This window comes from Acinetobacter sp. 1207_04, assembly GCF_052850415.1.
Genome location: NZ_VXCQ01000006.1, coordinates 115,670 through 128,285 on the forward strand (window position 1 = coordinate 115,670; position 12,616 = coordinate 128,285).

Sequence of the window (12,616 nt, forward strand, 5' to 3'; positions counted from 1 at the left end):
GGAATGATTTTCCTTGAAATTGAAAGCGCTCTCTTTACGTAAAAAGGGAGCGCTTTTATTTTTAAGCCAACTCGTCATCTTCAGGGCGTGGCGTTTTGCCGTGAGGTAGGGGTTTTTCTGAGTGTTTGTCTCGTATAACCGATGGATAAGTCCAAGATGCATATCGCACCACCAAAATGGCAATCGCTAAAATGAGGATAGAGCCTGTAATAATAACTTGGCTAATATCGGCTTTATGGTTGTGTTGAATATCTGAAATAAGTAATCGAGTGAGTGCTGTGATGGCGATATAAATCAGAAAACGTACAGGCATGTGATTGGTTTTAAAGTAAATACCAACCATCGCCCCCAACTCTAAGTAGATGAATAACAATAATATATCATCAATGCTGGCATATTGTTTAACGGTTAAAATTTCGAATATGGTATGAACTGCTGACCATGCGATCATACAGCCAATAATAAATAGGGCAATGTAGTGAAAAGCTTCTACTGCAATATTGCCAAACTTGTCGAGGAGGTTTTCTATTTTCTCTATACGTGGGTCTTTGTTCATTTTATCCTCCAATATGTACTTTTACGGTTTACGAAAATATCTATAGTAAAAAGCATGCAAGTTTCATGCACATGAAAGACAAATGAAGAATCTTTGATATATTTTATGAGCTTTTTGATGTTAGTTTTAATGTCGTTATTTGGATGGTGGTTGAGAATAAAAATGTATTTACCTACTCATTTTCAAAAAGAAAATATGGCTGAACTTTTTACTTTAATTGAAAAGAATCCTTTAGGAACTTTGATTGTAGTGCATGATGGTGAAATTGAGGCCAATCATATTCCTTTAGCATTAGATTGTTCAGTTGGAGAAAGTGGCATTTTGCGTGGACATATTGCCAAAACGAATCCTTTATTTGAATTATTGGAAAATGCTCAATCTGCCTATGTGATTTTTCATGCTGATCAAAATTATATTTCGCCAAATTGGTATGAAGGAAAACAAGAGCACCATCGAGTTGTACCGACGTGGAACTATAGGATAGTACATGTCAAAGGAATAATTCGTAAGGTGAACGATGAAAAGTATTTACGTGGTATTTTGGCACGATTGACTCGAACTCATGAAGCAACACAACCGATTCCGTGGAAAATGGGTGATGCTCCGAAGGATTTTATTGAAGAACAGTTAGAGAAAATTGTTGCGATTGAAGTTGAGATTGAATCTATTGTTGGTAAGTTTAAAGTTAGTCAGAATCGGTCGAAACAAGATGTTGAAAATATAGAAAAGGCTTTGGAAAATTTAAACCCTAAAATGGCGCAGTCAGTGAAGAAATATTTTCCTCAATAGATTGTAATGAAGATAAATGTATTCAACTGCTAAAAAAAATGCCCAAATAATTGGGCATTTTTTATTTTAAATTAAGCTTATGATTGTGTTGTGAAATAGCCTTCACTGAAGTCCATAATCACTTCAGAACCTGCTTTAATTTTCATAATACGTGAACTTAAATCAGGCAAGATACGTTGAATGAAGTAATGTGTAAGCGCAAGTTTGTCTTGATAGAACTGACCTTCTTTGTCTTTTGCAGCATTGGCAATTTTTGCAAACATATACGTGAAGCTCAGTAAACCTACAGCATGTAGATAATCTACGGCAGCAGCATTTGAGTACTCAGGATTTTCTTTTGCACGTTCAAGAACAAATTGAGTAATCATATCTACTTCAGTTGCAACATCTAAAGTTGCATCTTTAATGAAATTTAGGCTCGTGTCTAAATCATTGGCAAAATCACGGATTTCTTCAATGTATTCAGCAATGAATTCACCGTTACATTTAATGGTTTTACGACCAATTAAATCTTGTGATTGAACGCCATTTGTACCTTCGTAGATTTGTGCAATACGCAAGTCACGTACACATTGCTCCATACCCCATTCACGAATAAAGCCGTGACCACCGAAAACCATTTGCGCATCAATTACTGCATCAAATGCTGTATCTGTTAAATATGCTTTTGCAATTGGTGTTAAAAGTGCAACACGATTATTTGCTGCTGCAACTGCTTCAGGATCAGTTGAGAATTTTGTAATGTCTAATTGTTGGCCGACATAAACTGCAAATGCACGAGATGCTTCATTGTTTGCACGAGCATTGAGCAACATACGGCGTACATCGCCATGAACTAAAATGCTATCTGCTGGTTTCTCAGGAGATTTAGCACCTGTTGGGCTACGACCTTGTAAGCGATCAGTCGCATATTGTGCTGCATTTTGGTAAGCATATTCAGAGGCACCAAGACCTTGAATACCCATAGACAAGCGCTCGTAGTTCATCATAATGAACATCGCAGCTAAGCCTTCATTTTCTTTACCAACGAGGTAGCCTTTAGCAGCATCAAAGTTCATCACGCAAGTTGCAGAAGCTTTAATCCCCATTTTGTGTTCAATAGAACCAGGACCTGCTGTATTGCGCTCACCTAACGAACCGTCAGCATTAACAATAAATTTCGGTACGATGAATAACGAAATACCACGAGAACCCGCAGGTGCATTTGGTGTTTTTGCAAGTACGAGGTGAATGATGTTCTCAGAAAGATCGTGGTCACCACCCGTAATAAAGATTTTAGTCCCTGTAATATTGTACGTACCATCTGCATTCGGTTCAGCTTTGGTTTTGATAATACCCAAGTCAGTCCCTGAATGTGGTTCAGTCAAACACATCGTACCTGACCATTCACCTGTATACATTTTAGGTAAGTAAGTTTCTTTTTGTTCTTGTGATGCATAGCTGTTTAACGCCATACCTGCACCCACAGAAAGAAGCGGATAAAGCATGAATGAAGGATTAGTTGCAAATAACATTTCATCTGACAGCACAGTCAGCATTTTTGGCATTGCCTGACCGCCCCATTCTTCATCAGCACCTAAGCCAATCCAACCGCCTTCAGCGTATTGTTGGAATGCGGCTTTAAAGCCAGCAGGTGTTGTCACTGCGCCATTTGCAAATTGAGCACCTTCTTCATCGCCTGAACGGTTTAAAGGCAGGGTTACATTTTGCGCAAATTTTGCCATTTCTTCTAAAATAGCTTCAGCAGTAGCAGCATCGACATGCGCTAAATTTTCATTTGATTGCCAGAATTGTTCTGCATTGAAAACATCATTCAGGATGAATTTCATATCCGCAAGAGGAGCGTTATAAATTGGCATATTGGTTCACCTATTGGTTTTTTGAATCGGATGACTTTAAATCAGTTTAATTGAACAGCATCAAAGCAGTCAGGAGATTTAAGGTAATTTATGTGACTATTTATGAAGAAAAAGGATAAAGAAAAAGGACCGTCAAAGCTATGACCGTCCTTTTCTATTTCTGCACTCAAGAGTGCAGAGTTTTGGTGTGTTTGTTCAAAAAACGACTTAGAATGCGAAGTCTTCTGGGCTTAGTGCCATGAGGGGATCAAGACCGCCTGCAATTACGTCTACATGTGAACGAACACGTGGAAGAATCTTTTTGAAGTAGAAGCGAGCAGTAGTTACTTTAGCCGAATAGAAACCAGTTTCAGTAGAACCTTCTGCCAATTTTTGTTGCGCAAGAAGTGCCATACGAGCCCATAGGTATGCAAGTGTTACATAGCCTGAGAAGTACATATAATCGACTGCGGCAGCACCCACTTCGTCAGGGTTTTGCATTGCTTTCATACCAATTTGCATCGTTAAGTCACCCCACTCTTTATTGAGTGCAGCAAGTGGCTCAAGGAACTCTTTCAAATCAGCATTGTCTTTGTTTGATTCGATAAATTTGTGCACAATTTTCGTGAAGTCTTTCAACATCGCACCTTGTGTACCCAATACTTTACGACCTAACAGATCAAGTGCTTGAATTTCAGTTGTACCTTCGTATAAGCAAGAGATACGTGTATCACGTACAATTTGCTCCATACCGTGTTCTGAAATAAAGCCGTGACCACCGAATACTTGTACGCCGTGTTTTGCAGACTCTGAACCTGTTTCAGTTAAGAATGCTTTTGCAATTGGCGTTAACAATGACAAGATATTGTCAGCAAATTTACGTTCTTCTTCAGTTTCACCTTGTTCAACGATATCTGCATATTGAGACAAGAAGTAGACCAATGCACGACCGCCTTCAGCAAATGATTTTTGCGTCATCAGCATGTTACGTACAGCAGGGTGAACAATGATTGGATCTGCTTCTTTTTCAGGTGATTTCGGACCTGAAAGTGAACGCATAGCTAAACGATCTTTCGCATATGCAAGCGCACCTTGGAAAGATGATTCAGAAGCTGTTAAACCTTGTACAGCAGTACCAATACGCGCAGTATTCATGAATGTGAACATTGCATGTAAACCACGGTTTTCAGGGCCAATTAAGAAGCCTTTTGCATTATCAAAATTGATGACGCAAGTTGCATTTCCATGAATACCCATTTTGTGTTCAATTGAACCACAACGTACAGCATTACGTTCGCCAATTGAACCATCAGCATTCACGTTGAATTTTGGTACGATGAACAGTGAAATACCTTTAGTGCCTTTAGGCGCGCCAGGTAAACGTGCAAGTACGATGTGGATGATGTTATCCGCCATGTCGTGTTCACCAGCAGAGATAAAGATTTTCTCGCCAGAAATTGCATAGCTACCATCAGCTTGTGGTTCAGCTTTAGAGCGGATAATACCAAGGTCAGAACCTGCGTGAGATTCTGTTAAACACATGGTACCTGTCCATTCACCTGAAACAAGTTTCGGTAAATACGTTTCTTTTTGTTCAGCAGAACCATGATGCTCAACGGTACGCACCGCACCATGAGAAAGACCAGGGTACATACCCCAAGACCAGTTTGCAGAACCGACCATTTCAGAAATCGCAGTACCCAATGAACCTGGTAGACCTTGACCACCATGTTCTTCAGGAACAGAAAGAGAAGGGAAACCAAGCTCTACATATTTATCATACGCAGCTTTAAAGCCTGTAGGTGTTGTTACAACGCCATCATTCCAAGTACAACCTTCACGGTCGCCGACTTGGTTTAATGGTGATAATTCATTTTCACAAAAATCTGCACCAGCTTCTAAATATTGGTCAACCAATTCACGGCTTACGGTGTCCTTGAATGCAGGGAGTTTTGCATAATGTTCTTCAGCATTTAATAATTCATGCAAAACGAATTGCATATCGCGTAAGGGTGCTTTGTATTGTGGCATATCGTTTTCCTCAATACTGGTTAAACCAGATTTATAATCTTAATAAATATTGATGACGTATCATTAAAAGAGATACATCTAAGTTCCGTTACATCGTGCAACATCTTATAGTCAGGTACAAGTATTTCATGTTGTTTTCACCGTGACTATGAAGTCAATAAAAACTTCAAATGTTGCAAAATTGCATTGAGTGTAAATGGTTTATATGAAAAAAGAACAATTGGAATGTTCCAATTCGTAAAAAGATATGTCCAAAAAAAATCGCTCAAATTGAGCGATTTTTTGCTTTTCAGATTTAAATTTTACGATGCTTTTAGTGTAGCCGTTGATGCAACAGGTGCAGACGCGGTATTTTGTGCTTTCGGTAATGGATTAAATTTTACAATACATGTACCGTCAACAGTTTGTTCGCCAAATTTAACTTGTACAGTTTTACCGTTGCTTTGACCTTGGCAAGCTTTGAAAATAGCTTGTTGTTGCACTTGACGTTGTGCAAGGCGTTGGTCAAATTGTTTCGTCAATTCAGCACGTTTTGCATCAGTTAGCATTGTATCTTGGTTCATCCCACCATGATGCATTCCATGGCGCATATGATCTGGGCGTGGTGTATTTGCATCGTCACGCATGTTTTTACGCATTTCTTTCATTGCTTTACGGTCAGCTTTGAAAATCATGTTACATGTACCATCAACACTTTGTTGACCCACTTTGACTTGAATGGTTTGACCGACAGTTTTACCATCACAAGCTTTTTGAATTTGCTCACGCATCTCTTTACGTTGCGCATGCATTTGTTTCATTTCTTCACGTTGTTCTGGTGACATTTTGTTATGGTGTTGATTGTGATCTTGACGATCCATCATACGACCATGATGATCATTTTTTGAACCTTGAGTTGATTGGCATGCGGTTAAAGCCCCCATGCTGATAACACTTGCTGTAACGAGTACGATTTTTGTCATTGCTTTCATTGTTACTACTCCAATGAATATTTTAAATTATGTTGATGGAGTTAAGATTAAATAATAATGATGTAGAAACAATGGAGAGAATTTTGAATCCGTGTTGAGTACAATGGAAAAATGAGAAGAAAAATGTGAGATTGTTTTGAAAATACGCCGTGTCCCCATCGCATTACGCTTGTTCCTGACAGTACTGTTAACAACATTACTGATTACGACAGCAAGTATGGGGGTTTTGCATTGGACAATGCAAAAGAACTTTGCCAAATATGTTGCCGATGTCGAGATGCAGAAGCTCGATCATCTCATTGATAATTTGGGCGGTGTTTACGGTATTTATCAAGACTGGGGTAATGCAGTTCAAGCACAAATTTTTCAAATTGAAGGTGATGCTGCACCCGATGATTATGATAAGTTGTCGCGTTGGTGGTTACGTCGACAGTATGATATTGCCTTACAGCAACGTTATTTTAAAGAACATACTTTACTTACGCCAATGACAGCGCAAGGTACCTTGTCTGAACAACAAAAAATGGATCAGGAAGAGTTGCGTATTCTCGAAGAGAACCTACCTTCCGAATATCAACCATTTGAAGGATTGAAGTTTCCGCTTAGTGAAAATCAAAGTTTATTTAGACCGCCTGAAAAAAATAAAGACAGTAAATCATCGACACAAACTATGATTTCACTCGATCAAAAAGATGGTAAGAAACGGTTCATTTCTATGCCTGACCGTTTAGGTTTAAGTTCGCGTTTATCTTTGTATGATGCACGTCGTCAATTTATTTTAGGCGAACCTGCGGGAGATCAGGTGTCGTATCGTCCAATTAAAGTCAATGATAAGGTAGTTGGCTATCTGGGCTTGAAACCCGTTTTAGATCAGGATGATGCGCTAAGTATTAATTTTTTTAGTAATCAAAAGCGTTATTTAGTCTTGATCTATATTCTGACTTTCTTAAGTAGTTTAGTGGCTGCATTATTATTGGCAACCTATTTTAAAACACCAATTCAACGTCTTTTAAAAGCTACGCAAGAATTGACTAAGGGTAATTTTCAGCATCAGGTAATTGTGAACCGTAATGATGAACTTGGAGATTTATCGACAGAGTTAAATCACTTAGCAACTATTCTCGATCAACACGAAAATTCACGCCGTCAATGGGTGGCAGATACCTCACATGAACTCAAAACGCCACTTGCTGTGTTACAAGCGCAGATTGAAGCGATGCAAGATGGTATTCGTAAACCTACTCCTGAGCATTTTGATGCAATGCTACGTCAGGTTAGCAGTCTGAAGAAACTCACTCAAGATTTGGCAGATTTAGCACAAGCCGAAGCGCAGCAATTGAATTGTTATTTTGCTGCGGTAAACCCTTGGTCGGTGATTGTGCAAGAAGTTGAAAACTTTAAGCCGAAATTTGAGCAAGCAGGCTTGAGTGTACATGCGCAAGGCGAGGGGACAATATTACAACTGGATGTTGACCGCTTTAAGCAAATTATGGTCAATTTACTGGGCAATAGCATTCGCTACACCGAAGCCGGTGGTGAAGTGCAGATTCATACACGCCAAGATGCCCACAGTTGGTCAGTCATTGTGGATGATAGCCCATTGGGATTAGATGACGCTCAATTGAAAAAACTCGGTGAGCGTTTTTATCGGGTGGATGATTCTCGAACTCGCAGTACGGGTGGTACAGGTTTAGGCTTGGCATTGTCATGTAAAATCGCACAGGCTTTAGGTGGTACATTACGTTTTGATCATTCGCCATTGGGTGGATTACGCTGTATTTTGACCTTTCCCAAACAACAGCCCTGAATTAATCATTGTATAAAAGGAAAAATCACGCATGAAACATATTATGCTAGTAGAAGATGAAGTGGAACTTGCACAATTGGTGCGTGATTATCTTGAGGCGGCTGGTTTTGAAGTCAGTATGTTTCATGATGGTCAGGAAGCTTATGACAGCTTTCAGCAACGCAAACCAAGCTTGATGATTTTGGACTTGATGGTGCCTCGTATGGATGGTTTGACCATGTGCCGTAAAGTTCGTGAACAGTCCGATTTACCCATTATTATGGTGACCGCACGTACTGAAGAAATTGATCGTGTACTCGGGCTCAATATGGGAGCAGACGATTATGTCTGTAAACCTTTTAGCCCGAAAGAATTGGTTGCTCGCGTACAAGCAGTTTTACGTCGTTTAGAGCGTAAAGCAGAACCTGAAGATCATAATCTTTTCCGTATGGACAAAGCACAACAACGTATTTGGTATCAACAAAAGTCGTTGAACTTAACACCAACTGAATTTCGTTTATTGGAATTATTTTTAGATCATGTCGGGCAGGTTTATTCTCGAGCACAGCTTTTAGACCATATTAACCCTGAAAGTTTTGATGTGGCTGACCGTGTTATTGATAGTCATATCAAAAACTTAAGACGTAAAATATCAGAAGCTGCTGAAACAGGGAATCGTCATGAATGGATTCAAGCTGTATATGGTGTAGGCTACCGTTTTGAGTATCCTGAAGATAACTTCTAAAGCTAGATAGCTTTTTTGTGGATAAATATAGGTTTATCCACAAAAAATATAGATAAATAGACATCACTGAATTTTTACGTGTAAATAAAACAATAGATCATAAAAAAATTAAATACTTATTGTATTGAAGAGTGAATTTCTAACGCTTGTTTTTGTACTTTTGTGAGTGTTTTTACCACCAATTCATAAGATGTGCTGATCAAATCTTCGAGTAATTCTTTGGAAATTTGCTCACCTTCATAAACTGAAATCCAATGCCGTTTATTCATGTGATATCCCGTGTGAATAGATGGATAAATATCACGTAACATATCGCCGTTTTCAGGTAGTACTTTTAAATTGATAAATGGCTGACCTTGTAATGTCGATGTCAGTAAAAATACTTTATTCATGACTTTAAAGACGGGAATATCCTCGCCGAAAGGATAGCTTAGTTCCGCTTGAGCTAAAGTCTTTGCAAAACGTAGCGCATATTGCTGAATATCATTTCCTGTCATGATGAGCTCCTATTATTTTCTAAGGATAAATTTCGATGGCTGTTCCATCATCAACGAGTTTCCAAATTTCATCCATATCGACATTTCTAACGGCTATACAGCCCCAAGTCCAATCACTTTTGGGTAAATATTGCATTAAACTTGATAATTTTTGAACTTGTGCTGTGGTTGCTGAACCATGAATCATTACATCGCCACCTGCTGAAACACCAAGCTGATCCGCTTTTCTCTTATCTTTTTCATTTGGATAAGAAATGTGGAGTGATTTATAAAAAGCACTTTGAGGATTGCGCCAATCGAGTGTATAGCGTCCTTCAGGTGTTTTACCGTCACCTTCTTGAACTTTGTGTCCAAGTGGATCAAAGCCAAGTCGCATGACATAACTGCGAATAATGTGTTCATCATGTAGAAGTTGAACTCTACGTTCAGCTTTATATACTTTGACTTCAGTAATAGGACTGTTTTGCCGAATTTTTTGTATTTCACTTACTGTTAAATTTGGGAGGAATTGCGCAGTGTCTGTTGTGGGAATATATTGAGCATATTTTTGATAAGCATAAACACTTAAAATACTGAGTGTCATTAAACCGAAAAGAAGAAATATCATTTTTTTATTCATAGGTGTTTTTTATACAGAGGCTTATGTTTTATTTTGCTTATTTGAAATATTAAATGCCATAGTGACTTTGTGTAGTATATTGAGAATTGATTGTTTATTAAAAATTAAATTAATTTAAGTATTTAATAAAAATAATAAATAAATGATAAATTATACAACATTTTATTGAGTTTTTGCCAAATAAGCTATATTTTGAGCGGGCTTTATATTTATAAAAATGATTTTATTAAAAAGAGGGATTTCTGATGTTATTTAAAAAAACATTATTAGTAGTTATGTGCAGTACAGTGATGGTTGCTTGTGGTGGTGGGTCATCATCTGGAGATAGTTCAACAAGTGGTGGTAATGGTAATGTTGTTGTTCCTACATCGGATTTAGATAAAGCGAAACAACTCATTGATACAACGAAAGCAATAATTTCTTATTATGATGGTTTTGAAGATATTGCAGACAATTATAAAACCCCAGTAACAGTGATTAATGATACGGCATTAGATTTAAGTCGTGGAACAGGAATGGTTCTACTTCTTGCTGAACTTGCTTTGGAAGATGCAAAAGGACAATCAAAATCATATAATGCTGATGCATTAGAAGCTTTACTTAAGCAAGATGCAATTAACAATGATTATCCAATTGAATATGATTTAAAAAATAACACTCTAAATATTCAAGTGACAGCAGGTTCTGTTCAAGTAACTGGTTCAACGGATGTTGCTTATTGGGATGGTTTCAAGGATGGTATTTCTTGGGATTGGAGTAATTCGCAGTGGTGGATAAATAAAGGTAATTTTATTTATACAAACCAAGCAACGGTGAATGTAAATAATGTTGTGATAGAAGCGCCTTTTGTTTCCAATCAAAAAACGTTTAACTTCAAAATTGCGAAAGGTGGTGTGATTGATATCACCAATGTAGCTAAACAAAAAGCAAAATTTAGTTTTACAGAAGATAGTACAGCACAGTTAGTTTATGCTGTTTCAAATACAATGAATAATCAAGAAACTTTACCAACAACAGCGGCATTAACATTAAAAGGTTTAGTTTTTGAAAGTGCCGATGTGAAAGCGACATTAAGTGAGGTTTCATCTGAAGCTAAACAAGCCCAATTTAAAAATGGTGTTGAAACTGCCGAACAGTTGATTCCATATAAATTGACTTTGAAAGGTCAAGTTGCTTATCTAAAAGAAGTACTAAATTTAGATGTAACATTTAAGCTCAATAATGATTTATCTAAAGCTATTGATATGAGTGCTGGTGAAACATCAACAAGCTTTATCAATGCAGATTTGGTAGTTAAACTTGATGGTAATCTCAAAGGTGCAAATGCAGCACCAACACCATTTAGTATTGGGATTACAGCAAAACGTGCTGAATATACTAAAGGCAATGCAACTGTTGCATTGGCTGTAGATAAAAATGCATTAGATATTGAATTAACTGCAACGGATATTGATAAAGAATCACCAATTGTGAGTGGTTTAATCAAACATAAAAATGGTGCATTTGTACAGGTTGCAGATGTACAAAAATTTACTTCTGCAGATGTGAAAGTCGGCAGTACAAGTTATGGCACTATTACGAAAAATTCATCAGATCAGTATGTGACTAAATTTATTGATAATACGATTACTTACATTACTCCTTAAAATCTGACTTGAGAGAAGAGGACAGCATATGCTGTCTTCTTTCAAATTGAATGAAAAAAAATCTTATATTTTTAATGCTGTGCCCAACATGGGTATATGCGGAACAGTCTGTTCGTCTTTCTGTCAATGCTGAACTTTATAGTGAACCAGTATCTGTACATGCTTTTTTAGATGATTGGGAAACTTCGAATCTAAAAAAAGGAAAAAATGCTTTTGCTTCAGGGAAAATGAAACTTGAAACCCAAAAAGACAATTGGACATTGGGTTGGGTATGGAGTTATGACTATCAACTAAATTTTAGTGAAGACATGGCAAAGTTGTATTACCAAATTGAAAATGATCAACTTATTGATGGTAACAGGCGCTATGATTTAGAACTCGAAGCGCAGCATGTTGATACGGTTGGAACACGATTTGCCTATGATTGGAACATGGGCTCAAATTGGAAAGTTACAACAGGTGTAACAGCGCTAATTGGTCGTCATTATGTTGATGGAAATTTTAAAGCTACAGGTCAAACAACAAATATGACCGAGCTTATGGATCGTGTTGATTGGCTCAATGGGTATTTAGATTATAGTTACGATAAACCTGCACTCAAAGAAGATGAATTGGGTTGGAATGGTAAGACCAATAAAGGTTATGGTTATAGTTTTGATTTAGGTCTGGCAGGGAAGATTGGTCAAAATTGGTCGGTCAATGTACAGCTTGAAGATGTATTGGCGCATCTTTATTGGGACAATGCACCTTTTACACGTTATTCACTCTCATACGATCAAGACGGTCGCCCGCGTATGAATATCGCAGGGCAACTAAGTACAACAAAAGAATATAAGCAAAAGTTACCTTATAAAATAACCTCTGAGATTCGTTATAAACCAGAAACTCAACCATGGAGCTTGAGCCTGAGTAGCTTTTCTAATGAATATTTAACTTTAGCTCAATTGAATGGGTTTTGGCAGACTGAGCCTATAAAATACGGTATTCATATTGAACCACAAACACAGTCTTTAGGTTTTTCTGCACAACACAAAAATATTGGCTTTAAATATATGGCAGATGATCTTGCAACAAATGATGCGCATCGCTTTAGTACGTATTTATATGCACAATATTTTTGGTGAGAACCATAGAATTG

The 12,616-nt window shown here is 37.6% G+C and carries 11 protein-coding genes; 5 read left to right on the plus strand and 6 right to left on the minus strand.

Features of this window, described 5'->3' with window-relative positions:
* Nucleotides 1–61: 61 nt before the first annotated feature.
* Nucleotides 62–556 (minus strand): phosphate-starvation-inducible protein PsiE, encoded by a 495-nt coding sequence (locus FW754_RS07140; RefSeq protein WP_419346078.1) that lies wholly within the window; start codon nt 554–556, stop codon nt 62–64.
* A 162-nt stretch (nt 557–718) separates the two neighbouring features.
* Here FW754_RS07140 and FW754_RS07145 point away from each other — a divergent pair, with 162 nt between their 5' ends.
* Nucleotides 719–1,345, plus strand: coding sequence for an FMN-binding negative transcriptional regulator (locus FW754_RS07145; RefSeq protein WP_446324213.1), 627 nt, complete (start codon nt 719–721; stop codon nt 1,343–1,345).
* A gap of 77 nt (nt 1,346–1,422) precedes the next feature.
* Here the strand turns inward: FW754_RS07145 and FW754_RS07150 are convergent, their stop codons facing one another.
* The 3 genes from FW754_RS07150 to FW754_RS07160 all read right to left on the minus strand — a co-directional run bounded on the left by FW754_RS07150 (nt 1,423) and on the right by FW754_RS07160 (nt 6,185).
* Nucleotides 1,423–3,204 (minus strand): acyl-CoA dehydrogenase C-terminal domain-containing protein, encoded by a 1,782-nt coding sequence (locus FW754_RS07150; protein WP_409510318.1) that lies wholly within the window; start codon nt 3,202–3,204, stop codon nt 1,423–1,425.
* A gap of 207 nt (nt 3,205–3,411) precedes the next feature.
* Nucleotides 3,412–5,214, minus strand: a complete 1,803-nt coding sequence (locus tag FW754_RS07155) for an acyl-CoA dehydrogenase C-terminal domain-containing protein (RefSeq protein ID WP_409510319.1) — start codon at nt 5,212–5,214, stop codon at nt 3,412–3,414.
* A gap of 302 nt (nt 5,215–5,516) precedes the next feature.
* Nucleotides 5,517–6,185 carry a hypothetical protein gene (locus FW754_RS07160; protein WP_409510320.1) on the minus strand — a complete coding sequence of 223 codons (669 nt, stop codon included), beginning with the start codon at nt 6,183–6,185 and terminating at the stop codon, nt 5,517–5,519.
* A 136-nt stretch (nt 6,186–6,321) separates the two neighbouring features.
* Here FW754_RS07160 and baeS point away from each other — a divergent pair, with 136 nt between their 5' ends.
* Together baeS and FW754_RS07170 are read left to right on the plus strand one after the other, a co-directional pair.
* Nucleotides 6,322–7,992, plus strand: a complete 1,671-nt coding sequence (baeS, locus tag FW754_RS07165) for a sensor histidine kinase efflux regulator BaeS (protein WP_446324214.1) — start codon at nt 6,322–6,324, stop codon at nt 7,990–7,992.
* Nucleotides 7,993–8,023: 31 nt separating this feature from the next.
* Complete coding sequence (locus FW754_RS07170; RefSeq protein WP_409510322.1) at nt 8,024–8,716, plus strand: response regulator; 693 nt, start codon at nt 8,024–8,026, stop codon at nt 8,714–8,716.
* Between the two features lie 116 nt (nt 8,717–8,832).
* On the opposite strand, the gene FW754_RS07175 is transcribed toward FW754_RS07170, so the two are convergent.
* The gene (locus tag FW754_RS07175) at nt 8,833–9,213 is read right to left on the minus strand and encodes an MmcQ/YjbR family DNA-binding protein (protein ID WP_419346074.1); all 381 of its coding nucleotides are present in this window, start codon (nt 9,211–9,213) and stop codon (nt 8,833–8,835) included.
* Between the two features lie 19 nt (nt 9,214–9,232).
* Entirely contained in the window at nt 9,233–9,832 is a 600-nt protein-coding gene (locus tag FW754_RS07180; protein ID WP_409510324.1) for a L,D-transpeptidase family protein, read from the minus strand.
* A gap of 245 nt (nt 9,833–10,077) precedes the next feature.
* Between FW754_RS07180 and FW754_RS07185 the strand changes: the two genes are divergently transcribed.
* Together FW754_RS07185 and FW754_RS07190 are read left to right on the plus strand one after the other, a co-directional pair.
* Nucleotides 10,078–11,478: a hypothetical protein gene (locus tag FW754_RS07185; protein ID WP_446324215.1), complete on the plus strand. Its 1,401-nt coding sequence runs from the start codon at nt 10,078–10,080 to the stop codon at nt 11,476–11,478.
* Between the two features lie 50 nt (nt 11,479–11,528).
* Nucleotides 11,529–12,602 (plus strand): hypothetical protein, encoded by a 1,074-nt coding sequence (locus FW754_RS07190; RefSeq protein ID WP_419346072.1) that lies wholly within the window; start codon nt 11,529–11,531, stop codon nt 12,600–12,602.
* Nucleotides 12,603–12,616 lie beyond the last annotated feature (14 nt).